This is a genomic window from Mesorhizobium sp. CAU 1732 (assembly GCF_039888675.1).
In the GTDB taxonomy this organism is placed as follows: domain Bacteria; phylum Pseudomonadota; class Alphaproteobacteria; order Rhizobiales; family Rhizobiaceae; genus Aerobium.
The window spans coordinates 2,146,466-2,167,614 of the sequence record NZ_JBDQQR010000001.1 but is presented as its reverse complement, the minus strand read 5'-3'; the positions used below and the strand labels follow the sequence as shown (position 1 = coordinate 2,167,614).

General features: G+C 64.2%; 25 protein-coding genes. 14 read left to right on the top strand and 11 right to left on the bottom strand.

The annotated features are described in order from the left end of the window. Positions 1-6: 6 nt before the first annotated feature. The 7 genes from AAFN55_RS10595 to AAFN55_RS10565 form a co-directional block, all read right to left on the bottom strand. Complete coding sequence (locus AAFN55_RS10595) at positions 7-813, bottom strand: alpha/beta hydrolase (RefSeq protein WP_347800237.1); 807 nt, start codon at positions 811-813, stop codon at positions 7-9. 138 nt (positions 814-951) lie between these two features. Then, positions 952-2,559, bottom strand: a complete 1,608-nt coding sequence (locus AAFN55_RS10590) for a molybdopterin-binding/glycosyltransferase family 2 protein (RefSeq protein WP_347798807.1) — start codon at positions 2,557-2,559, stop codon at positions 952-954. Continuing rightward, positions 2,556-3,266 (bottom strand): XdhC family protein, encoded by a 711-nt coding sequence (locus tag AAFN55_RS10585; RefSeq protein WP_347798806.1) that lies wholly within the window; start codon positions 3,264-3,266, stop codon positions 2,556-2,558. Before AAFN55_RS10585 ends, AAFN55_RS10590 begins: the two co-directional genes overlap by 4 nt. Before the next feature lie 2 nt (positions 3,267-3,268). Further along, positions 3,269-3,607: an XdhC family protein gene (locus AAFN55_RS10580; RefSeq protein WP_347798805.1), complete on the bottom strand. Its 339-nt coding sequence runs from the start codon at positions 3,605-3,607 to the stop codon at positions 3,269-3,271. A gap of 35 nt (positions 3,608-3,642) precedes the next feature. Beyond that, positions 3,643-4,893 carry a VWA domain-containing protein gene (locus AAFN55_RS10575; RefSeq protein ID WP_347798804.1) on the bottom strand — a complete coding sequence of 417 codons (1,251 nt, stop codon included), beginning with the start codon at positions 4,891-4,893 and terminating at the stop codon, positions 3,643-3,645. Positions 4,894-4,902: 9 nt separating this feature from the next. Then, positions 4,903-5,832, bottom strand: a complete 930-nt coding sequence (locus tag AAFN55_RS10570; RefSeq protein WP_347798803.1) for a MoxR family ATPase — start codon at positions 5,830-5,832, stop codon at positions 4,903-4,905. Between the two features lie 21 nt (positions 5,833-5,853). Further along, on the bottom strand, positions 5,854-6,348 hold the full coding sequence (locus AAFN55_RS10565; RefSeq protein WP_347798802.1) for a flavin reductase: 495 nt from the start codon (positions 6,346-6,348) through the stop codon (positions 5,854-5,856). Between the two features lie 168 nt (positions 6,349-6,516). Here AAFN55_RS10565 and AAFN55_RS10560 point away from each other — a divergent pair, with 168 nt between their 5' ends. The 5 genes from AAFN55_RS10560 to AAFN55_RS10540 all read left to right on the top strand — a co-directional run bounded on the left by AAFN55_RS10560 (position 6,517) and on the right by AAFN55_RS10540 (position 10,958). Continuing rightward, positions 6,517-7,581 (top strand): branched-chain amino acid ABC transporter substrate-binding protein, encoded by a 1,065-nt coding sequence (locus AAFN55_RS10560; protein ID WP_347798801.1) that lies wholly within the window; start codon positions 6,517-6,519, stop codon positions 7,579-7,581. Positions 7,582-7,585: 4 nt separating this feature from the next. Beyond that, positions 7,586-8,596 (top strand): P1 family peptidase, encoded by a 1,011-nt coding sequence (locus tag AAFN55_RS10555; RefSeq protein WP_347798800.1) that lies wholly within the window; start codon positions 7,586-7,588, stop codon positions 8,594-8,596. An 11-nt stretch (positions 8,597-8,607) separates the two neighbouring features. Next, positions 8,608-9,336, top strand: a complete 729-nt coding sequence (locus AAFN55_RS10550) for a DUF2259 domain-containing protein (RefSeq protein ID WP_347798799.1) — start codon at positions 8,608-8,610, stop codon at positions 9,334-9,336. Positions 9,337-9,414: 78 nt separating this feature from the next. Then, positions 9,415-10,722, top strand: a complete 1,308-nt coding sequence (gene purB / locus AAFN55_RS10545) for an adenylosuccinate lyase (protein WP_347798798.1) — start codon at positions 9,415-9,417, stop codon at positions 10,720-10,722. A gap of 59 nt (positions 10,723-10,781) precedes the next feature. Then, positions 10,782-10,958, top strand: a complete 177-nt coding sequence (locus AAFN55_RS10540) for a hypothetical protein (RefSeq protein WP_347798797.1) — start codon at positions 10,782-10,784, stop codon at positions 10,956-10,958. Positions 10,959-11,021: 63 nt separating this feature from the next. On the opposite strand, the gene AAFN55_RS10535 is transcribed toward AAFN55_RS10540, so the two are convergent. Further along, on the bottom strand, positions 11,022-11,831 hold the full coding sequence (locus tag AAFN55_RS10535) for a VOC family protein (RefSeq protein WP_347798796.1): 810 nt from the start codon (positions 11,829-11,831) through the stop codon (positions 11,022-11,024). 163 nt (positions 11,832-11,994) lie between these two features. Between AAFN55_RS10535 and AAFN55_RS10530 the strand changes: the two genes are divergently transcribed. Next, the gene (locus tag AAFN55_RS10530) at positions 11,995-12,543 is read left to right on the top strand and encodes an alpha/beta hydrolase (RefSeq protein ID WP_347800236.1); all 549 of its coding nucleotides are present in this window, start codon (positions 11,995-11,997) and stop codon (positions 12,541-12,543) included. Between the two features lie 6 nt (positions 12,544-12,549). Here the strand turns inward: AAFN55_RS10530 and AAFN55_RS10525 are convergent, their stop codons facing one another. Both AAFN55_RS10525 and AAFN55_RS10520 read right to left on the bottom strand, forming a co-directional pair. Next, positions 12,550-13,320 carry an aldolase/citrate lyase family protein gene (locus tag AAFN55_RS10525; RefSeq protein ID WP_347798795.1) on the bottom strand — a complete coding sequence of 257 codons (771 nt, stop codon included), beginning with the start codon at positions 13,318-13,320 and terminating at the stop codon, positions 12,550-12,552. 126 nt (positions 13,321-13,446) lie between these two features. Further along, the gene (locus tag AAFN55_RS10520) at positions 13,447-13,764 is read right to left on the bottom strand and encodes a DUF1476 domain-containing protein (protein ID WP_347798794.1); all 318 of its coding nucleotides are present in this window, start codon (positions 13,762-13,764) and stop codon (positions 13,447-13,449) included. Positions 13,765-14,028: 264 nt separating this feature from the next. Between AAFN55_RS10520 and purC the strand changes: the two genes are divergently transcribed. The 6 genes from purC to AAFN55_RS10490 are packed head-to-tail and all read left to right on the top strand — an operon-like array spanning position 14,029 to position 17,056. Beyond that, complete coding sequence (purC, locus tag AAFN55_RS10515) at positions 14,029-14,820, top strand: phosphoribosylaminoimidazolesuccinocarboxamide synthase (RefSeq protein ID WP_347798793.1); 792 nt, start codon at positions 14,029-14,031, stop codon at positions 14,818-14,820. Between the two features lie 52 nt (positions 14,821-14,872). Then, complete coding sequence (purS, locus tag AAFN55_RS10510; RefSeq protein ID WP_347798792.1) at positions 14,873-15,115, top strand: phosphoribosylformylglycinamidine synthase subunit PurS; 243 nt, start codon at positions 14,873-14,875, stop codon at positions 15,113-15,115. Between the two features lie 17 nt (positions 15,116-15,132). After that, positions 15,133-15,360, top strand: a complete 228-nt coding sequence (locus tag AAFN55_RS10505) for a hypothetical protein (protein WP_347798791.1) — start codon at positions 15,133-15,135, stop codon at positions 15,358-15,360. Next, on the top strand, positions 15,357-16,025 hold the full coding sequence (gene purQ / locus AAFN55_RS10500; RefSeq protein ID WP_347798790.1) for a phosphoribosylformylglycinamidine synthase subunit PurQ: 669 nt from the start codon (positions 15,357-15,359) through the stop codon (positions 16,023-16,025). The genes AAFN55_RS10505 and purQ overlap by 4 nt, the downstream gene beginning before the upstream one ends. A 38-nt stretch (positions 16,026-16,063) precedes the next feature. Next, positions 16,064-16,429: a hypothetical protein gene (locus tag AAFN55_RS10495; RefSeq protein ID WP_347800235.1), complete on the top strand. Its 366-nt coding sequence runs from the start codon at positions 16,064-16,066 to the stop codon at positions 16,427-16,429. Between the two features lie 3 nt (positions 16,430-16,432). Beyond that, positions 16,433-17,056, top strand: coding sequence for a Pr6Pr family membrane protein (locus AAFN55_RS10490; protein ID WP_347798789.1), 624 nt, complete (start codon positions 16,433-16,435; stop codon positions 17,054-17,056). On the opposite strand, the gene AAFN55_RS10485 is transcribed toward AAFN55_RS10490, so the two are convergent. Beyond that, positions 17,053-17,271, bottom strand: coding sequence for a DUF1127 domain-containing protein (locus AAFN55_RS10485; protein ID WP_347798788.1), 219 nt, complete (start codon positions 17,269-17,271; stop codon positions 17,053-17,055). The genes AAFN55_RS10490 and AAFN55_RS10485 overlap by 4 nt on opposite strands. An 83-nt stretch (positions 17,272-17,354) precedes the next feature. Between AAFN55_RS10485 and AAFN55_RS10480 the strand changes: the two genes are divergently transcribed. Both AAFN55_RS10480 and purL read left to right on the top strand, forming a co-directional pair. Next, positions 17,355-18,773, top strand: a complete 1,419-nt coding sequence (locus AAFN55_RS10480) for a PLP-dependent aminotransferase family protein (RefSeq protein WP_347798787.1) — start codon at positions 17,355-17,357, stop codon at positions 18,771-18,773. A 162-nt stretch (positions 18,774-18,935) separates the two neighbouring features. Continuing rightward, a complete protein-coding gene (gene purL, locus AAFN55_RS10475; protein WP_347798786.1) occupies positions 18,936-21,137 on the top strand; it encodes a phosphoribosylformylglycinamidine synthase subunit PurL in 2,202 nt (733 codons plus the stop codon). The last annotated feature ends 12 nt before the right edge of the window (positions 21,138-21,149 follow it).

The following is a 21,149-nucleotide window of genomic DNA, read 5'->3' as shown; positions in this document are numbered from 1 at the left end:
TCGAAATTAGCGTATTGAATCCATCCAGTTCAGCGTTTCGCGCCAGTCGGTCATGCGGATCGGGGTGCCGTGGCTGCCGGTCTCGAACCGAACGAAGCGCGTGGGATAATCCGGCGCCCGCGCCAGGATCGACCGGAAGAACGCCTCCTGCTTCGCGGCCGGAAAGACGCGGTCGTTGCCGCCATGGCCGAAGAAGACCGGTACGCGGCGCTTGAACGCCGCACTGGACAGAAACGCGTCGTCCCAGTGCGAACCGAGGAGGAGCAGCCCCCCGAGACGCGGCGCGATCCCCGCATCATTCGCCAGCCGCCAGCACAGCGCGCCGCCCATCGACCCACAGGCGACATAGACCGGCGCTTGCGGCGACGCCTTGGCATAGAGCGACAGCAGCGCAGCGACCTGGCTGGCGCCCGCCGCGCCGAAATCGGAAAAATCGGTGGTCAGATAGAGCCCGCCATTGCGCGAGGCGAGGTTCTTCACGCGGTTGAAATTACCGCCAAAGGTGAAATCGTCCATGCCCTGCCGCCGGCTGCCGCCCTGTCCGTAGAGATAGGCGATGATGAACGATGCGCCTTCGGTCTTGCCCACCGTGATGTGCGGAATCTGCGCGACCTCGGTTCGCGCCAAGCGGTCCTGCTGCACGCGGCGGACCCCGAGGTCGACATATTTCGCCTGCGCGCGCCGCTCGGGAATTTCGTCGCGGCCGTTGATGTCGCGCATTTCCTGATAATCGACCGTCAGATGACGACCGCCGTCTGCCTGTGCGAGTTGGTGGGGATAGGCGAAAAGCTCGTCCTTGAACGGTGAGAGCATTTCGGCCCGGACCGGTGAAGCCGTCACGATCGTGGCGAGGGCCACGAAGACAGCGAAAATCGGGATGGCGGCGCGGCCGAACACGTTGAGCATGCGCAAGAGATAGCCGATGCGGTGCATGCGGCGCTACCCGTCCCTTCAGCCGACGAGTTGCCCGCCGGCGCGCGCCATCGCTTCGGGCGTATCGACATCAAGGCTCGCAGCCTCGCCGATCTCGACGTCGATGACCGGCAGACCGCTGGTCTCGATGATGTGCCGCGCACCGGTATCGCCCTCCAGCGCCGCAACAGCGCTAAACAAGACCCTCGGAAGGATCACCGGGTTGCCGCGCTTGCCCGCGTGGGTTGCGCGCACGATGGTCGAGCCGCCAGCGCCGACGAACGCGTCGATGAGCCGGTCGATATCCTGTCGCCCGACGCCCGGCATATCCGCCAGCGCGATCAGCGCGCCATCCGCATCGGCACGCAAGGCAGCAATGCCCGCCTTGAGCGAACTGGCCAGTCCATCCGCGAAAAGCCGGTTCTGGACGATCGCCACGCGCGCGCCTGCCAACGCCTCGATGATGCGGTCGGCCTGATGCCCCACCACGGCATGTGTCGCGCGTGCCTTGGTCGAGGCCAGCATGTCCGCCGCGCGGCGCACGAGCGGGGTGCCCTCGAACTCGGCCATCAGCTTGTTCGGGCCGCCCATGCGCTGCGCCCTGCCCGCCGCCAGCAGCACCACATCGACCGCCGGCCTACGGCGTGCCTTCGGTTCGCGCGGTTGCGGGCGCGTCTCGATCTCCATCAACAGCCCGCCGACGCCCATGGCGGCGATATCGCGATCCGTGACATCGATGCCCGCCATCAGCCGGTCCAGGACCCAGTCGAAGCCGTTGAGCTTGGGGCTTCGCGCGCATCCCGGCGCGCCGATCACGCACTTGCCGTCAAATGCGCCGACTACGAGCAGATTGCCGGGATCGACCGGCATTCCGACGCGTTCGACGGTGCCGCCAGCCAGACGGATCGCGGCCGGGATGACGTCGTTTGAGTCGGACACGGCCGATGCGCCGAAGATGATGACGAGGTCGCTGACCCCGGCCATCTCCCTGACCGCCTGCGCGACATCCTCAGCGCGATGCGGCGTGCGCATTTCGCGCGCGATCGAACCGCCCGCGCGCGCCAAGCGGCGTTCGGTGTGCTCCTTCGTCTTGTCGAGCACGCTGTCCTTGACGCTCGGCAGGACCGTCTGCACGAGGCCCACCTTGAGCGGATTGAACGGGTGGAGGGCGAGTAAATCGGCATCGGCAGCGATCGCTACCGCCCGATCGAGCAGCGCTTCGGCGACCGCGAACGGAATGATCTTCACCGTGGCGAGCATCTGGCCGGCCTCGACGGTGGCGTAGTCCGGCAGGGTCGCGAGCGTGATCGACGGGTCGATGGCATTGATCGCATCGACGGCAGATTTGGAAACGACGAAGATTCCGGCGTTCCGGGCATGAAGATTGACCCGGCCGGTCGAGGCCGGTCGTATCTCGATCAACGCATTGCCGAGTGCCGCCCCAAGCCGCGCGGCCGCCTCGTCCTCGCTCAGATCGCCGGGTTCCATGCGCGCCGCGACAATCTCGGTGAGGCCAGCGGCCTTCATGGCTGCGATGTCGTCGGCGGTCAAAAGGTGCGCCTTGCGCCAGCTTCGACCGCCTGCGGCCACCGAATGCGCGAGGATCGCGCCATCCGCGTCACCGAGGCGGATCGGCCCGAATTTCATGCGGCTGCCACGTTCTGGCCACGGGCCAGCCCACGCGTCCGCAGCGCCTGGATGATCTGCCCCAATGCGGCGACAGCTATCTCGGCCGGGCTGGATGCGCCGATATCGAGGCCGATCGGCGCATGGATACGCGCGATTTCGTCCGGCGTCGCACCCATTTCGGTCAGACGCTCGACGCGCTTCGCATGCGTCTTCCGGCTGCCCAGCGCGCCGATGTAGAAGCAGCCCGCATCGATCGCCGCCTTGATGGGGAAATCGTCGATCTTCGGATCGTGGGTCACGGCCGCAAGCGCCGTGAAGGCATCGAGCGGCACAGCGCCAAGCACATCCTGCGGCCACTCCGCCTTGAGCGACACGTCCGGGAAGCGCTCCGGCGTGGCAAACGCCGTTCTCGGATCGATGATCTCCACGTCGAAGCCGGCGATCCGCGCCATCGGCGCGAGCGCCTGACTGATATGCACTGCGCCGATGATCACGATGCGCGCCGGCGGCAGATGCACGTTGAGGAACAGGCTGCGGCCGTCTGCTTCCACCGTGCCGGACTTGCCTGTGCGAAACGCGCGCGACAGGGCGTCCGCGAGTTCCCCCTCCGCCGCATCTCCTTCCCTGACGAGCCGATCGGTGCCGTCGCCGAGGTCTGTGACAAGGACAGCCGCCCGGCGGGCGCGCCGCTCATCGTTCAGGGCTTTCAGAATGGCGAGATCCATGGCTAGCCCAGCCGCTCCACATAGACCTTGATGCGGCCACCGCAGGACAGGCCGACCTGCCAGGCCGTCTCGTCCGCGACGCCGAATTCCAGCATGCGCGGCGTGCCCGTCTCGATGATGTCGATCGCGTCGGCGACGACCGCGCCTTCCACACACCCGCCGGAAACGGAGCCGTGGAAATTGCCCTCGGCGTCGATGACCAGATGGCTGCCGACCGGGCGTGGCGCGGAGCCCCAGGTTTCGACCACGGTCGCGACCGCGACGGTGCGGCCGGCCGACTTCCATTCCTCGGCGATCATCAGCGGATCGCGGCTTTCATCGGGGATCGTTGCTTGGTTCATGTCGATCACTCCACCTGGCTATAACCAGAATATGGTCATGCGACCCTGTTCTTGCCAAGACCCAGCCATGCCTTCGGGTCTGCATCACTGGTCCTGGTCGCCGAAAGCGAATCGACGAGGTCCTTGAGCGCGTTCAGCGTGTGGACCGCGCGGAACTCGTCGACATGCGGCAGCATGGCGCGCACGCCCCTCGCCCGCGCCTCGAAACCGTCGAAACGCAACAGCGGATTGAGCCAGATCAGGCGCCGGCAGGATTTTCGCAGCCGCTCCATCTCTTCCGCGAGCCCGTCGACATCGTCACGCTCCAGCCCGTCCGTGATCAGCAGCACGACGGCGCCCTGCGACAGCACACGGCGCGACCACAGCCGGTTGAACTCGTGCAGCGTCTCGCCGATGCGGGTGCCGCCCGACCAGTCCTTCACCGCGCCGGCACATTCGGCGAGCGCGTCGTCGGGGTCCTTGCTGCGCATCTGGCGCGTCAAATTCGTCAGCTGCGTTCCGAAGACGAAGGTGTGGACGCGGCTGCGCTGGGCGGTGAGCGCATGGAGAAAATGCAGGAAAATCCGCGTGTACTGGCTCATCGAGCCTGAAATGTCGGCCAGCACGACCAGCGGCGGATGAACCGTCCTGCGTGACCGGAAACGCGGCAGGATCAGATCGCCGCCGGTGCGCAGCGCCATGCGCATCATCGCGCGCGGATCGGTCTTGTTGCCATGCGGGTCGGATCGATAGCGCCGCGTCGCGACGCGGTCGAACGGCAGCCTGAGCCCCTTGATGGCCTCCTTCGCATCGGCCAGCTCCAAAGCGCTCATCTGAGCGAAATCCTTCTGGCGCAGCACCTCGTTGCCGGAAAAGGTCAGCCGGGCATCGACCTCGATCTCCGGTATCTCCTGCACCGGCTGGTCCTTGCGATGACCTTCGAAGAGCGCATCGGCAACGCGCGATTCCGCCGCGCGCACCTTCTGCTTCTCGCGCTGGTCGGGCGCGACCGGGGAAAACATCGCGATCATCTTCTCGATCAGCTCGCGCGATTTCCAGAACAGCCGGAACGCCTCGTCGAACGTCGCATGATCCTCGCGGCGGTTGACCAGCACCGAATGAAGCGTCCAGTAGAAATCGTCGCGCCCGCCGATACCGGCGACCAGCACCGCCTCGATCGCATCCTTCACCGCAGCGGGTCCCACCCGCATGCCGGATTTGCGCAGCGCGCGCGCGAAATAGACGATGTTGTCGGCGATCCTGCCATCGGGATCGGCCTCTCTCGGGATGGCGGGTTCCTTGCCCACGGCGCCCGCCTATTGCGCGGCTGCGAGTTCGGCCTTGACCTCGTCGAGGATGCGCCGGCCCTCGCCCTGACCGATCCGCGCGATGTCGTCCTGATATTTCAGGAGAACGCCGATCGTGTCCGACACGGTCTCGGGATCGAGCGCGACCTTGTCGAGTTCGGTGAGCGCGCCCGCCCAATCGATGGTTTCGGCCACGCCCGGCAACTTGAACAGGTCGATCTCGCGCAACCGCTGAACGAACGCGACCACCTCCGCCGAGAGCCGCGCATTGGCCTTCGGAACCTTGCGATGCACGATCTCGAGCTCGCGCTCCGCGGTCGGATAATCGACCCAGTGATAGAGGCAGCGCCGTTTCAGCGCGTCATGGATCTCGCGCGTGCGGTTGGTCGTGATGATGACGATCGGCGGCTCGGCGGCCTTGATCGTACCAAGCTCGGGGACCGTCACCTGATAGTCGGACAGGATTTCGAGCAGGAAGGCCTCGAACGCCTCGTCCGTGCGATCGAGCTCATCGATCAGGAAAACCGGCGCTGCGCCCGCCTCGCCCGTCAGCGCATCGAGCACCGGCCGGCGAATGAGATACTTTTCCGCGAAGACATTGCGCTCCATGGCCGCGCGGCTGGTCTCGCCAATCGCCTCTTCCATGCGGATTTCGATCATCTGCGCGGCATAGTTCCACTCGTAGACCGCAGACGACACGTCGAGGCCCTCATAGCATTGCAGGCGGATCAGCCTGCGGCCGAGCGCCGACGCCAGAACCTTCGCGATCTCGGTCTTGCCGACGCCCGCCTCGCCTTCGAGGAAAAGCGGCCGCTTCATGCGCAGGCTGAGAAACAGAACGGTCGCCAGAGCGCGATCGGAGACGTAATCCGCACCCGCCAGCATATCGACCGTCTCGTCGATCGATCCGGGCACGGGACGCGGGTTCGTATCAGCCATGATGTCTCCGAAAGCGCGGCCCTAAAGCACGTGATAGGCGCGGTGGTGGTAGATGAGAGGCGTCAGGCTATCGCTGACGCGGATGCCTGTCACCTTGCCAATTAGTACCCGGTGGGTCGCGATATCCTTCGAATCCACCAGTTCGCAGTCGAATGTCGCCAGCGCGCCATCCAGGACGGGCGCGCCGGTTGCGACCGTTTCCCAGGTGCCGAGTGCGAAGCGTTCGTCCTGGGTCAATCCGCTCAGGCCCGAGAATGCATCGGCAAGCGCCTGCTGTCCGCCCGCAAGCGTGTTGAGCGCGAAGACGCCGTTTTCGGCGAAACAATCGTTTTCCGGCTTCAGCCGGTTGAGGCAGCAGAGGATCGTCGGTGGCTCGTCGGATACGGAGCATGCCGCGATGATCGTGACGCCACGTTTACCCGCTGCTCCGTCCGTCGTGACGACGTGTACATGTCCGGCAAATCGGCTCATCGCCTCGCGATAAAGGCGTGGTTCCACAGCATTCTTCTTCAGCACGACGCTTCCCGTATCCTGACTCATGCCCGCATATAGGGACAGAGCCGCGCCGAGCAAGCAACGGCCGCTGCAACCCGGCGGCTCATCCGCTCGTATCCTGTTGCACCCTATCCCGCCAGCCTTTACCAGTTGACGCACTTTTTCCAGATCGCGGAGTTGGCACGTTCGATGCCGTTTCCATGGGTAGTCGCACTCGCAGCCATCGCGCTCGCCACATCCGGCGCGGCGCGAGCGGCGGATGTGCGAGTCGGCCTCGCCGCACCTCTGAGCGACACCATGGCGATCCTGGGCGGCCAGTTGCGGGCAGGCGCGGAGATGGCCGCGCGAGAGGCCAATGCGGAGCTCGTCATCGTCGACGATCGCTGCACGGCGGACGGTGGGGCGCTCGCCGCGCGCGAATTCGTACGACAGGACGTGCAGGTTGTCGTCGGCTTCCTGTGCACCGAGGCGATCGAGGCCGCACTTCCGATCCTCACCGAAGCAGGCATCCCGGTGATTACGTCCGGCGTGCGATCCGATGGACTGACGGACCGGCATGTGCGGACAGGTTGGCTCGTCTGGCGTATCGCGCCGCGTGCCGATGCCGAGCGCGCGGCAGCCGCCTCCATCCTGACGCGTCTCTGGCGGGACGATCTCTTCGCCATCGTCGATGACGGTACGATCTATGGCCGGGAACTCTCCGAATCGCTTCGTCTCGCGGTGGAGACGGCAGGGCTGAAGCCCGTCTTCATCGACACATACCGTCCGCAGTCGGAGAACCAGATCGGCCTTGTCGGCAGGCTTCGTCGCTCCGGCGCCACGCATGTTTTCGTGGGCGGCGACCGCGACGATGTCGGCATCATGGCGCGCGACGCCGCAGGCCTCGACTATCCGCTCACGATCGCCGGCGGCGAAGCGCTGCGCTCGGCAGGCGACGTTCCCCTCGCCGAAGGCACGCTGATGATCGCGACGCCCGAATGGGCCGAAATGCTGGATGAAGGCGCGGTGGCGATGTTCGACGCCGAAGGGACCATCCCCGAGGGCTACGTCGTGCCGTCTTACGCCTCGGTCGAGGTCGCGTTGCAGGCGATCGAGCAAGCCGCGGCCGGCTCCGATTCGGTTGCGGCGGCGCTACGCGACGGTTCCTTCCAGACGCTGCTTGGCGAGATCACCTTCGACGAGAAAGGCGATCTCACCACGAATCCCTTCCAGCTTCTCCGCTTTGACGGCGAACGCTTTCTTCCGACAGAGTAACCGCATGCCTTTCTCGACCGGCCCGAAAAACCTCATCACGGATGTCGCAGGCCTGCGCATCGGCAACGCCCACGACGAGCGGCTGCGCAGCGGCGTCACGGTCGTCATTCCGGACAGGCCGGCAGTCGCAAGCTTTCAGGTGCTCGGCGGCGCGCCCGGAACGCGCGAGACCGACGCACTGGAGCCGCACAACTCATTGCAGGAAATCCATGCGGTGGCGCTGTCCGGCGGCTCGGCATTCGGGCTCGACGCGGCGTCCGGCGTCCAGGCGGCATTGCGCGAGGCAGGGGTCGGCGTCGAGGTTCGCGGCCACCGCGTGCCAATCGTTCCCGCCGCGATCCTGTTCGACCTCATCAATGGCGGCGACAAGGATTGGGGGCTTTACCCGCCCTACCGCGAACTCGGCTATCAGGCGGCGGCGAATGCCGCACTCGACTTCGCGCTCGGCACCGCCGGCGCTGGTTTTGGCGCACTGTCGTCCGGCCTCAAGGGCGGCTTGGGCTCGGCCTCGACCGCACTGGGCAACGGTGTGACGGTGGGTGCGCTCGTCGCGGCCAACCCGGTTGGGTCTGTCACGGTCGCACGCACGCGGCATTTCTGGGCAGCTCCCTTTGAAATCGGAGACGAGTTCGGCGGGCTCGGCCTGCCCTCGCCAATGCCGGCCGAAGCGGGCGACATTCGATGGAAATTCGAGGAAACGCCGCGCGAAGGCCAGAACACGACGATCGCGGTGATCGCCACGGACGCCATCCTGACGAAGGCCGCCGCAAAGCGGCTCGCCATCGCCGCGCATGACGGCTTCGCACGCGCGATCTGGCCGACGCACACGCCAGCCGACGGCGATCTCGTCTTCGCGCTCGCGACCGGAGCGAGCGGCATCACTCTCGATGAACGCGCCGCGATGGAGCTCTACGCCGTCGCCGGCGCCACGACGGCGCGCGCCATCGCGCGTGGCATTCACGCCGCGACGCCCAATTCCGGTGACATCCTGCCGGTCTGGTCGTCGCGGCTTTAAGGAGGAGACGCATGAGACTGATTGCAAAATTGCTCGCTGTGGCAGCGTCGCCGTTTCTGATCGCACCCGCTTTTGCCGGGGACGCCGCCGAGCTCAACATTCTGGGCTTCCTCGAAGACGGATCGGTCTTCGCCTTCGAGGAATTCGGCATTCAGGACGGCTCCGGCTTTCCCTATGCGAATCGCTTCTACATCGACACGGCAAGCGACAGCTTCGTGGCTGGCACACCCATTCGCGTTCGCATCGACGATGAAGGTGCGACACTGCAGGATGCACGCGACGAGGCCTACAAGCGCGGCCAGACGATCGCGATCGACCGTGAGCTCGCCGCCAATCGCGGCGTGACCGCCGCGCACAATCCGATCACGGAGCTGTCGGCCGACCCGCACCGCGTCATGGTGAACCCGAGGCCGGTGGTTCCGCCCGTAGACAAGCCGGTCGAGTTCCGCCTCGAGGAAATGACCCTCGAAACGCCGGAAAACTGCCAGGGTTTCGGCGATACCAAAGGGTTTCGACTGAAAAGGATCGCGCTAGAGCCTGAAGCTCAAACGGAACTCGTTCACGAGGACACATCCGCGGTCCCCACCAGCCGCCGTTGCCCGCTCGGCTACAGCATCGGGGCCGTCCAGACATTTTTCCCCGCCGAGGGCGACCCCCTCTATGTGGTGCTAGTCGCGGTCCGGTCGGTCGGCTTCGAAGGCCCCGACCACCGCTGGATCGCCGTGCCTGGCAAGCTCTGAGATCATATGCCTCGTTGAGGAATGCGCGCGTCTCTGTTAGTCAGCGCGCATCTTCCCCGTTGAGTCAGGACCCAGCCGATGATCCCGCGCTATTCGCGACCCGAAATGGTTTCCATATGGTCGCAGGAGACCAAGTTCCGGATCTGGTTCGAAATCGAAGCGCATGCCTGCGACGCGCTGGCCGAACTCGGCGTCATCCCCAAGGAAGCGGCGAAGACGATCTGGGAAAAGGGCGGCACTGCTGTCTTCGACGTCGACCGCATCGACGAGATCGAGCGCGAGACCAAGCATGACGTCATCGCCTTCCTGACGCATCTGGCCGAGTTCGTCGGGCCGGATTCACGCTTCATCCATCAGGGCATGACGTCGTCGGACGTGCTCGACACGACGCTCAACATCCAGCTCGTGCGCGCCGCCGACCTTCTGCTGGCCGACATGGACCGCGTGCTGGCCGCGCTCAAGACACGCGCCTTCGAGCATAAGGACACGGTCCGCATCGGCCGCAGCCACGGCATCCACGCCGAGCCGACGACGATGGGCCTCACCTTCGCACGCTTCTATGCCGAGATGGCGCGGGGGCGCGCCCGGCTCGTGGCAGCGCGCGCAGAAATCGCGACGGGGGCGATTTCCGGTGCCGTCGGCACCTTCGCCAACATCGACCCATCGGTCGAGGAGCATGTCTGCAAGAAGCTCGGCCTGACGCCCGAGCCGATCTCCACGCAGGTGATCCCGCGCGACCGGCATGCCATGTTCTTCGCCACGCTGGGCGTCATCGCCTCGTCGATGGAGAACATCGCCATCGAAATCCGCCACATGCAGCGCACCGAGGTTCTGGAGGCGGAAGAGTTCTTCTCGCCCGGCCAGAAGGGTTCGTCGGCCATGCCGCACAAGCGCAATCCGGTGTTGACCGAAAACCTCACCGGCCTCGCTCGCCTCGTACGCATGTCGGTGACACCGGCTCTGGAGAACGTCGCGCTTTGGCATGAACGCGACATCAGCCACTCGTCCGTCGAGCGCGCCATCGGCCCGGATACGACCATCACCCTCGATTTCGCGCTTAACCGTCTGGCAGGCGTGATCGAGAAGCTGGTGATCTATCCCGACACCATGCTTGCCAACATGAACAAATTCCGCGGGCTCATCCATTCGCAGCGCGTACTGCTGGCGCTGACGCAGGCCGGCGTCAGCCGCGAGGATTCCTACCGCCTCGTGCAGCGCAACGCCATGAAGGTCTGGGAAAAGGGAGCCGACTTCCTCGAGGAATTGCTGGCGGACGAGGTTGTGCGCAAGGCGCTGTCCGAACAGGACATCCGGGAGAAATTCGACCTCGGCTACCACACGAAGCATGTCGACACGATTTTCAGGCGGGTATTCGGCAGCACTTAATGACGGAACCACTCGGCGACATTGACGTTACTCTGCACCTATAGATGGAGAGTGCTCAAATGGCCGATCGTGAAGTGGTTGTCGTCAGAAACGGCGGAACGGGCTGGTTCGTGGCCGGCGCAGTCTTGGTCGCTGCCATAATTGGCGCAATCTTGTATGCGAACGGTTATTTCGGTGACCCGGAGACGGTCAATCTGCAAGTCGATGTCCCGAAAGTGACGATCGAAGCGGAGTGAACGAAACTCCTCCAGTCTGAAAAGGCCCGCTGCTTCCCTGCCGCGGGTCTTTTCTTTTTGGGATCATGCTACGGGAACGACGCGGATTTCGTTGCTCCATGGGTCCCGAGACGTTGCTTCCGCAGAGGCGTTTCGCGACAGAAGCTCGACGAATGCCAGTCCTGTCCGGTCGCCCGACCGTGGACCGGCGCCCCTGCTCTGCCAGGAATTGGCTCCGATGTGGTGATGGTAGCCGCCTGAGGACAGGAATACGGCCGCGCCGCCATAGTGCGCCATCGTGTCGAAGCCCTGCGTCTCCTTCCACCACTGTTCGGCCGCTGCCGCATCGCCGACGCGCAGATGAACGTGGCCGATGACGGAATTCTCGGGCGCTTGCGACCAGCGCTGCGTTTCAGCGGTGATCTCACCCATCAGATTCTCGAAATTGAGCGGGTCGGTCGCCATCCGGACCGAGGATCCGTCGAATTCCCACCTATCCTTCGGGCGGTCGACATAGATTTCGATGCCGTTGCCTTCCGGGTCGGTTAGATAAATCGCCTCGCTCACGAGATGGTCCGACGCACCGTCGATGGCGACACGATTGTCGATCGCGTGCTGCGTCCAGCGCGCCAGATCGACGCGCTCCGGCAAAAGAAACGCTGTGTGGAAGAGCCCGGCGCTGCGCGGATCGTCCTCCCGCAAGGCGGCGGATTCCTCGATCTCGAGGATTTCACGGTCCCCGACCCCAAGCCCGACGATGCTGCCCGTGCGGCGCAACTCGGTCAGACCGAGTACGGACTTGTAGAAATCCGCGAGCCCTGCGCCGTCGCGTGCCTTCAGCCCCACGCGACCGATCGAGACCGGCGTAGTCGCGGCAAATGGAATGGTGCTCATTTCTGTCTCCGTTCGGATGCTTTGCACCGCGGTGCGTCAAGCTCGAAGATCGGTGACCGGCATGCCTTTCGCAAGCGGCTGCGGCGGTGACACCGTGTTCACTCAAGCGAGCAGCGCCTCTCGGGCGGTTGCAACGGCGGCCCCGCCTCGCTACATGGCCGCCATGAAGGTCAAGGACGCAGATATTCTCATCATTCCCGGCTACACCAATTCGGGGCCGGATCATTGGCAGACGCGCTGGCAAGCCAAGCTGTCGACGGCGCGGCGCGTCGAGCAGGCCGAATGGTCGAAGCCGGTGCGCGACGATTGGGTGGCGAACGTCGCCGCAGCGATCGATGCGGCGGAACGCCCGGTCGTGCTGATCGCCCACTCGCTTGGCATTCCTGCCGCCATCCATGCGCTGGAAAAGACGAAGAAGCAGGTTGCAGGCGGGTTTTTCGTCGCACCGCCGGACGTTGCCAATCCCGACATCAGGCCGCGCCATCTCATGACGTTCGGCCCCTACCCGCGCGAACCGCTGACGTTCCCGTCCATCACGATCGCGAGCCGCAACGACCCGTTCTGCGACTTCGACGTCGCCGAAGACATCGCAGCCGCCTGGGGTTCGCTGTTCATAGACGCCGGAGAAGCCGGGCATCTGAACGCGGAATCGGGCCACGGCCCTTGGCCCGAGGGTTCGATGACGTTCGCCCACTTCATGACGAAGCTCTGATAGACCTTACCTGATCGAAGCCCGCGCGGCCTTCAACAAGGTCTCCGCACCGATCGCCATGTAGCGCTGCTCGGAGCCGAGCGCCAGCAGGCGGTAGCCCATCTCCACGAAGCGCCCAGTCAGCGCCGGATCGACCACATAGATCGCGGCATGTTTCGAGGCGGCGCGCGTGCGTTGGCCGATGTCGCCAACCGCTGCCATCATATCTTCCATCGACGGGTTGACCGATTTGCCGCCGCTCCAGGCGATCGAGAAGTCCGATGGGCCGACCAGCACGCCGTCGATGCCGTCCACCGCAAGAATGTCGTCGAGAATAGCCAGCGCCTCGCGCGTTTCGATCATCGCGAAGGCCAGCGTCTTGGAATTCGCGCTTCCCAGCCAGCCCATGGCATCCGCCGTCTTCTGGCGCGCCATGGCATAGGACGCCCCCCACGAGCGCTCGCCCACCGGCGGATATTTCATCGATCTGGCGAACAGGCGCGCATCCTCGATAGTGTTGATCATCGGCGCGATGACGGCCTGCGCACCGTAATCCAGCGCCTTGCTCGCCATGTCGAAGCGGCCGACCGGAATGCGCACGATTCCCGGCTTGCCGGACGCCACGATCGGCGCAAGGCCGCGCAGGACGCTGTCCTCGTGATGCCCGCCATGCTGCATGTCGAGCGTCACCGCATCGACGGCCGTGTTCGCCACCGCCTCGACCGTGATCGCATCCGGGATACCCGACCAGGCCGTGAAGAGGGTTTCGCCGGCGTTCAGGCGGTCTGCAAGTGTCATGGCGGAAGATGTCCCTTGGGCATGTTCGGAGGCGTTTGCAGGCATTCAACCAGATCGACCAAAGCCCCGCAAAGAAAAACCGCCCGGCAGGCGGGCGGTTCGATGGGTCCAGGCAATGCGAGTCAATCAGGATGATTGAATCTGCTCGACGGCCGTATGCAGCATTTCGTCCATGTGGCGACGGATCTGATGGTCCGACTGATCAACGCCGGCCGCATCGAAATCCTTGCGCACCTTGCGGAAGACGTCATGGTCGCCGGCTTCCTCGAAATCGGACGCCACGACTTCCCGGGCGTAGGCTTCGGCTTCATCGCCGGATTTGCCGAGCTTTTCCGCCGCCCACAGGCCAAGCATCTTGTTGCGGCGGGCCATCGCCTTGAACTTCAGTTCCTCATCATGAGCGAACTTGTTCTCGAAGGCGTCCTTGCGGTCCTTCATGTCCATGGTCAATTCCTCCAGCTTGACGTCGAATCCTGACGACCGATATAGGGGCTTGCCTCTCAAACCAAAAGGCCGCGCGATGGTCAATATGCGGCTGCCCCATCCGACGACTGCATTTGGCATTGGATTGGCGCGCCGCCGACCTATTTGCTGATTGAGGATATCGCGCGATTGGGATAGAGACCGGCTGAGAATCCACGTCGCTGGCAAACGAACTGCCGAAACAGGAGTCGTGGCGGAAACGCCGCTCCCAGACCAGAGATAGCCATGAACCGTCGCCGCCGCATCTACGAAGGCAAGGCCAAGATCCTTTACGAGGGACCCGAGCCTGGCACCCTCATCCAGTTCTTCAAGGACGACGCCACGGCGTTCAACAAGAAGAAGCATGAAGTCGTCGACGGAAAGGGCGTGCTCAACAACCGCATTTCCGAGCACATCTTCACGCATTTGAACCGCATCGGCATCCCGACCCACTTCATCCGCCGCCTCAACATGCGCGAGCAGTTGATCAAGGAAGTCGAGATCATCCCGCTCGAGATCGTCGTGCGCAACATCGCGGCCGGCTCGCTGGCAAAGCGCCTCGGCATCGAGGAAGGCACGGTGCTGCCGCGCTCGATCATCGAATTCTACTACAAGGCCGACGCGCTTGATGACCCGATGGTCTCGGAAGAGCACGTCACGGCCTTCGGCTGGGCGAGCCCGCAGGAAATCGACGACATCATGGCGCTCGCCATCCGCGTCAACGACTTCCTGACCGGCCTCTTCCTCGGCGTCGGCATTCAGCTCGTCGATTTCAAGATCGAGTGCGGCCGCCTGTTCGAGGGTGACATGATGCGCATCGTCGTCGCCGACGAGATTTCGCCCGATTCCTGCCGTCTGTGGGATATCGCCACGAACGACAAGCTCGACAAGGACCGGTTCCGCCGCGACATGGGCGGCCTCGTCGAGGCCTATCAGGAAGTCGCGCGCCGTCTCGGCATCATGAACGAGAACGAGCCCCCTCGCCCGAGCGGCCCCGTCCTCGTCTCCTCCAAGCCCGGCAAGGACAGCGTCCACTAGGACGCTTTCCCCGCCAAGCCTGTATTCGATAGCCTGCAAGGAAGCTCAGCCCGTGATCAAGGCACGCGTCACCGTCACTCTCAAGAACGGCGTTCTCGACCCTCAGGGTAAAGCGATCGAAGGCGCGCTTGGCGCGCTGGGTTTCGACGGCGTCGGCGCGGTCCGACAGGGCAAGGTCTTCGATATCGAGATCGACGGCACCGACGCGAACGGCGCAGAGGCCTCGCTCAAGGACATGTGCGAAAAGCTCCTCGCCAACACGGTGATCGAGAATTACAGTGTCAGCATAACCTGAGGTTGTGCGGAGGCGTCATGCCCGAAGTGACGAACGAACTGATGTACGAACTTCTGAAGCGAGTTCATGGCGATCTTTCCGAAGCACGCCTGCAGGAACTCAAGCGACGGATGACCGGCACCGAAGAGGCGCTGGCGGGCGTCAACCGCAGGCTTGATCGCCACGACGAGCGGCTGGAGCGTATCGAGAAGCGCCTTGAACTTCGCGAACTCGCCGAATCTCCTACCCCATACGAGCCAAAATGAAATCAGCAGTCGTCCTCCTGCCCGGCCTCAACCGCGACCGCGACATGATCGCGGCGCTGACGAAGATTTCGGGCCACGCGCCGCAGACCGTCTGGCAGACCGATACCGAGATACCCGACGTCGACCTGATCGTCATTCCCGGCGGCTTTTCGTATGGCGACTACCTGCGGTGCGGTGCGATAGCCGCGCGCATGCCGGTGATGCGTGCGGTCGCGGACAAGGCGGCACAAGGTGTCATGGTCATGGGCGTGTGCAACGGCTTCCAGATCCTGCTCGAGGCCGGCCTGCTTCCGGGCGCACTGATGCGCAACGCCTCGCTCAAATTCGTCTGCCGCGAGGTTAAGCTCGAGGTCACCAACACGAACACGGCCTTCACTCGCGCCTACGCGCCCGGCCAGGTCATCCGGTCCCCCGTCGCGCATCATGACGGCAACTTCTTCGCCGACGCCGAGGCGCTTGCCCGCATCGAAGGCGAAGGCCAGGTGGTCTTCCGCTATGCCGAAGGCACCAATCCGAACGGATCGATGAACGACATCGCCGGCATCGTCAGCGAGAGCGGCAATGTGCTGGGCCTGATGCCACACCCCGAAAACCTCATCGAAGCGGCCCATGGCGGCTCCGACGGCCGTGCGCTGTTCGAAGGTGTGCTGGGGAAAGCCGCGTGACGGTTCGCATCGCGACTGCCGTTCTGCTCGTCGCTTTTCTGGCCGGTTGCCAGTCTGAACGCACATCGCCCCAGGCTGTATCGCCCTCGGGAAAAAGTGCCGCGCTGCGCAACATGGAACAGGTCGCGATTGCTGCCTACCGCTGCTGGTTCGACAGCCGCGACCCAGCGTTTCGAAACTACAGCTTCGCGAACGAACTCAACTCGTTTTCCGGCAAGCCGCGCTTTCTCCTCGTGCCGAAGAACAATTTCGGCGGAAAGCCGCTCCTCGTCGTGCAGGCGGAAGGGGCTGGCGGTCAGGTCACGACGTTTGGTCCGTTGATGGACCAGCCGCAGGGCGCGCGGATCAATTCCGACGTCAGGCGGTGGGCGTCGGGCAGCTCGGACTGCACCGGAAGCGCCTGAGCCATGCGCAGCGCGCTCCCGGCTCTCGGTTTGCTGATTGGCGCGTTCGGGTTGATTGCACAGGTGATCGTCACCGTGCCCGCCTACATGCAACTCGGCCACTCGCTGCCGGCTGCCACCCTCTATTATCTCAGCTTCTTCACGATTCTGACGAACATTGCCGCCGTACTGGTCTACGCGGCGGATCTGAGCGGACAGCCAGCCTTTTTCCTGCGGGACAGCGTTCGCAATGGCGTTGCGATGACGATCGCAGTCGTCGGCGTCGTCTATTACGTCGTGTTGGCCGCGCTCTGGCAGCCTGAGGGGCTGCATTATCTCGCGGATTTCGCGCTGCACTACGTGGCGCCGATCTTCTACGTCATCTGGTGGCTGAGCGTCGGCCGAAACGGCAGCGCACGATGGTCGAACCTGCCCGGCTGGCTCGCTTTCCCGTTCTTCTATCTCTTTTACGCGCTCTTCCGCGGGGCGACGAACGGCGAATATCTATACCCGTTCCTCGATCTTTCGGTGAAAAGCATGCCATCCGTGGCGGTATCCGTCGGGGTCGTCGTCTGTCTCTTCGCTTGTGTCGGAGCGCTGGTCATCATCGTCGACGGTTTACTGGCGATCCCAAGTCGAAAACCCTAGTCCCAGAATGCACGCGTGCCTTCGCGAACGGCTTCGCGGCGCGTCAGCCCGATATCCTTCAACTGGCTGTCGTTCAACTCTCTCAGCGCAGCGCGGCTGCGATAACGCTCCGCCGCCAGATCATAACGCCCCATCAGCGAGAACATCCAGCGCGCCAGGCGCCGAAGGACTGGCTGCCGCGACTGCACCTCCTTTATTGTATCAATTGTACTCATTTTCTTCAATCCTCATACGAATTGTAGCGGTCTAATTCGTATGCATTGACTCGATTTCCCGGGCAATATAGAAACTTGTCACCATGACAACTTGGATTCCAGACCTCACCAGCGGGAGCGGGCCGCTCTATGTTCGCCTTGCGGACAGCATCGAGCGTGACATTTTTTCAGGCGCGATCCCTGCCGGTAACAGACTGCCGCCCCAGCGCGACCTCGCCTACGATCTCGGCGTGACGGTCGGCACTGTCGGACGCGCCTATGGGCTTGTCCGTGAGCGCGGGCTGGTCAGTGGTGAAGTGGGGCGTGGAACCTACGTTCTCGATCGTTCGACGCCGATGCCGCAATCCGTGCAGGAACCGTTGTCGGGCGCGATGGACGGCACGCGATTCTACGAGGCCCCCGCCGGCAAGCTGCGCTTCGACAGCACGGCCGCGCCCGAGGTGGGCCAGAGCATGGCAATCGGCACAATCCTGGCGGACATCCACCGCGATCATTTTGACGATGTGGCAAGCTATACGCGCCAGTTTCCCGATCGCTGGTTCGAGGCGGGTGCGCAATGGCTGTCGCGCAACCAGACGATGCCCGCCCCCGATTGCATCGTGCCGACGCTCGGCGTCCATGCCGGCGTCATGGCCGTCATCTCCGCGGTCACCGCGCCCGGCGACAGCATCGCGTTCGAGCGCGTCACCTATTCGCAGCTTGCCCGCAGCGCGGGGCTGATCGGGCGGCGCACGACGCTGATCGCATCGGACGACAATGGCGTGATCCCCGAGGATTTCGAGCGCGTCTGCGCGCAACGCCATCCCAAGATCGCATTCCTGATGCCCACGGCGCAGAACCCGACGCTGGCGACGATGCCCGAAGCGCGGCGGAGAGAAATCGCGGATATCGCGCGCCGGCACAATGTCTGGCTCGTGGAAGACGACCTGTACGGCGCGCTCACCGACGATCCGACACCGCTTCTTGCCGACTTCGCGCCGGAGCGCACGTTCCTCGTGGGCGGGCTGTCGAAATCGGTCGCGGCCGGCGTGCGCGGTGGCTGGGTGATGTGCCCTCCCCACTTCAACGACCGCATCCGCGTCGCGCACAAGATGGTGACCGGCGGCATGCCGTTCATCCTTGCAGAACTCTGCTCCCGTCTCGTCCTGTCGGGCGAGGCTGCAGCCATCCGCACGCGCTCTATCGCCGAGATCAATGCGCGCCTGGCGATCGCGCGCGACAGGCTGGACGGTTTTGAGTTTTCCTGGCGGCCCAACGTGCCGTTCATCTGGCTCCTGCTTCCCGACCCTTGGCTGTCCGGCACATTCAAGAACGCGGCCTACCAGCGCGGCGTCCTCATCGACGACGAGGACGAATTCAAGGCGGGCCGCACCGAGCAGGTATTCCACCGCGTCCGGCTCGGCGTCTCGGCACCGCGCAACCGGGATGATGTCGTGCAAGGGCTGTCGGTCATCCGCAGCCTGCTCGACGAGGGCCGCGCCGGCTACGACACGTTCGGCTGAATGTTCCTTCTCCCCGCAAGCAGGGCGAAGAAGCGCGCGTCCTCATCGGGCAGCCTGCAAATCCTCCGATAGCCCCAGCTTTCGTGAGATTTGCGGTTCATTGTGGGCGGCTTGTGCGCTAAGGAACCGCAACTCCCGTTCACAAAGGACAGCGGCGCGCGCATGATCCGCAACGACATTCCGATCACCGACGACCTCGTCGCATCGCATGGCCTCAAGCCCGATGAATATCAACGCATTCTCGATCTGATCGGGCGTGAGCCGAGCTTCACCGAGCTCGGCATCTTCTCGGCGATGTGGAACGAGCACTGCTCATACAAATCGTCCAAGAAGTGGCTGAAGACCCTGCCGACCAAGGGTCCGCGCGTCATCCAGGGGCCGGGCGAGAATGCCGGTGTTGTCGACATCGGAGACGGCCAGACGGTCATCTTCAAGATGGAGAGCCACAACCACCCGTCCTATATCGAGCCCTATCAGGGCGCAGCGACGGGTGTCGGCGGCATCCTGCGCGACGTGTTCACCATGGGCGCGCGGCCGATCGCGGCCATGAACGCCCTGCGCTTCGGCGAGCCGGATCATACCAAGACGAAGCATCTCGTCTCGGGCGTTGTCGCGGGCGTCGGCGGTTACGGCAATTCCTTCGGCGTGCCGACGGTCGGCGGCGAAGTGCAGTTCGACGAACGCTACAACGGCAACATCCTCGTCAATGCGTTCGCGGCCGGCCTTGCGGATGCCGACAAGATCTTCCTGTCGGAGGCCAAGGGCGTCGGTCTGCCGGTCGTTTATCTCGGCGCGAAGACCGGGCGCGACGGCGTCGGCGGCGCGACGATGGCATCGGCCGAATTCGACGATTCGATCGAGGAGAAACGCCCGACCGTTCAGGTCGGCGATCCCTTCACCGAAAAGTGCCTGCTGGAAGCTTGCCTCGAATTGATGGCATCCGGCGCCGTCATCGCCATCCAGGACATGGGTGCTGCCGGCCTCACCTGTTCCGCCGTCGAGATGGGCGCGAAGGGCGATCTCGGCATCCGCCTCGAACTCGACAAGGTGCCGGTGCGCGAAGAGCAGATGTCGGCCTACGAGATGATGCTGTCGGAGAGCCAGGAGCGCATGCTCATGGTGCTGCGTCCGGAAAAGGAAGAAGAAGCCCAGGCGATCTTCCACAAATGGGGGCTCGACTTCGCCATCGTCGGCGAGACAACCGACGACCTGCGGTTCCGTGTCATCCACCAGGGCGAGGAAGTCGCAAACCTTCCCATCAAGGAACTTGGCGACGAAGCGCCTGAATATGATCGCCCATGGGTCGCGCCGAAAGTGCCGGAGCCACTCGCTCGCGAGGACGTGGCCGACATGGACATTGCCGATGCGCTCCTGAAGCTCGTCGGCTCTCCCAACCTGTCGTCGCGGCGCTGGGTGTGGGAGCAGTACGACACGCTCATCCAGGGCAACTCGTTGCAGCTTCCCGGCGGCGATGCCGGCGTCACGCGCGTCGAGGGGCATGCCACCAAGGCGCTCGCCTTCTCGTCGGACGTCAATCCGCGCTATTGCGAGGCCGATCCCTTCGAGGGCGGCAAGCAGGCGGTCGCCGAATGCTGGCGCAACATCACCGCGACCGGTGCGCTGCCGCTCGCGGCGACAGACAACCTGAATTTCGGCAATCCCGAGCGGCCCGAAATCATGGGACAGCTCGTCCATGCCATCAAAGGCATCGGCGAAGCCTGCCGCGCGCTCGACTTCCCGATCGTGTCCGGCAATGTCTCGCTCTACAACGAAACCAATGGCCGGGGCATCCTGCCGACGCCCACGATCGCCGGCGTCGGCCTGATCGACGATTGGTCGAAAACCGCGCGTGTCGCGTTCGCCGCCGAAGATCATGAGATCGTCGTGATCGGCGCTCCTGATTCCCTCGGCAGCCATCTTGGCCAATCCGCCTATCTGCGTGAGCTCTTCGGCCGCAATGACGGTCCGCCGCCGCCGGTCGATCTCGCGCACGAAAAGCGCGTTGGCGATCATGTCCGCAAGCTCATCCGCGATGGTATCGCCACTGCCGTGCACGACTGTTCCGACGGCGGACTGGGCGTGGCGCTGGCGGAAATGGCGATGGCGTCCGGCATCGGCGCGATCGTCGAGACGGGCGAAGCGCAGGACGAACTGGCCGCCTTCTACGGCGAGGATCAGGGCCGCTACGTTGTCACCATGACCAAAGCCGCCTTCGAAACCTACAGCGCAAACCCGGAAGTCTCGGCCGTGTCCATCGGCACGACGGGTGGCACGTCCTTGAAGCTCGGCAATGCGCGTGCGATATCTGTCGAGCAGCTCAAGCGGACGCATGAAGGCTGGTTTCCGGCCTTCATGGACAACTGAAACGGGGAATTC

What these genes read in the sequence shown, in the direction of transcription:
- AAFN55_RS10595 (WP_347800237.1), bottom strand. Translation starts at nt 813, where the DNA reads ATGCTCTCACCGTTCAAGGACGAGCTTTTCGCCTATCCCCACCAACTC.
- AAFN55_RS10590 (WP_347798807.1), bottom strand. Translation starts at nt 2,559, where the DNA reads ATGAAATTCGGGCCGATCCGCCTCGGTGACGCGGATGGCGCGATCCTC.
- AAFN55_RS10585 (WP_347798806.1), bottom strand. Translation starts at nt 3,266, where the DNA reads ATGGATCTCGCCATTCTGAAAGCCCTGAACGATGAGCGGCGCGCCCGC.
- AAFN55_RS10580 (WP_347798805.1), bottom strand. Translation starts at nt 3,607, where the DNA reads ATGAACCAAGCAACGATCCCCGATGAAAGCCGCGATCCGCTGATGATC.
- AAFN55_RS10570 (WP_347798803.1), bottom strand. Translation starts at nt 5,832, where the DNA reads ATGGCTGATACGAACCCGCGTCCCGTGCCCGGATCGATCGACGAGACG.
- AAFN55_RS10560 (WP_347798801.1), top strand. Translation starts at nt 6,517, where the DNA reads ATGCCGTTTCCATGGGTAGTCGCACTCGCAGCCATCGCGCTCGCCACA.
- AAFN55_RS10555 (WP_347798800.1), top strand. Translation starts at nt 7,586, where the DNA reads ATGCCTTTCTCGACCGGCCCGAAAAACCTCATCACGGATGTCGCAGGC.
- AAFN55_RS10550 (WP_347798799.1), top strand. Translation starts at nt 8,608, where the DNA reads ATGAGACTGATTGCAAAATTGCTCGCTGTGGCAGCGTCGCCGTTTCTG.
- purB (WP_347798798.1), top strand. Translation starts at nt 9,415, where the DNA reads ATGATCCCGCGCTATTCGCGACCCGAAATGGTTTCCATATGGTCGCAG.
- AAFN55_RS10540 (WP_347798797.1), top strand. Translation starts at nt 10,782, where the DNA reads ATGGCCGATCGTGAAGTGGTTGTCGTCAGAAACGGCGGAACGGGCTGG.
- AAFN55_RS10535 (WP_347798796.1), bottom strand. Translation starts at nt 11,831, where the DNA reads ATGAGCACCATTCCATTTGCCGCGACTACGCCGGTCTCGATCGGTCGC.
- AAFN55_RS10530 (WP_347800236.1), top strand. Translation starts at nt 11,995, where the DNA reads ATGAAGGTCAAGGACGCAGATATTCTCATCATTCCCGGCTACACCAAT.
- AAFN55_RS10525 (WP_347798795.1), bottom strand. Translation starts at nt 13,320, where the DNA reads ATGACACTTGCAGACCGCCTGAACGCCGGCGAAACCCTCTTCACGGCC.
- AAFN55_RS10520 (WP_347798794.1), bottom strand. Translation starts at nt 13,764, where the DNA reads ATGGACATGAAGGACCGCAAGGACGCCTTCGAGAACAAGTTCGCTCAT.
- purC (WP_347798793.1), top strand. Translation starts at nt 14,029, where the DNA reads ATGAACCGTCGCCGCCGCATCTACGAAGGCAAGGCCAAGATCCTTTAC.
- AAFN55_RS10505 (WP_347798791.1), top strand. Translation starts at nt 15,133, where the DNA reads ATGCCCGAAGTGACGAACGAACTGATGTACGAACTTCTGAAGCGAGTT.
- purQ (WP_347798790.1), top strand. Translation starts at nt 15,357, where the DNA reads ATGAAATCAGCAGTCGTCCTCCTGCCCGGCCTCAACCGCGACCGCGAC.
- AAFN55_RS10490 (WP_347798789.1), top strand. Translation starts at nt 16,433, where the DNA reads ATGCGCAGCGCGCTCCCGGCTCTCGGTTTGCTGATTGGCGCGTTCGGG.
- AAFN55_RS10485 (WP_347798788.1), bottom strand. Translation starts at nt 17,271, where the DNA reads ATGAGTACAATTGATACAATAAAGGAGGTGCAGTCGCGGCAGCCAGTC.
- AAFN55_RS10480 (WP_347798787.1), top strand. Translation starts at nt 17,355, where the DNA reads ATGACAACTTGGATTCCAGACCTCACCAGCGGGAGCGGGCCGCTCTAT.
- purL (WP_347798786.1), top strand. Translation starts at nt 18,936, where the DNA reads ATGATCCGCAACGACATTCCGATCACCGACGACCTCGTCGCATCGCAT.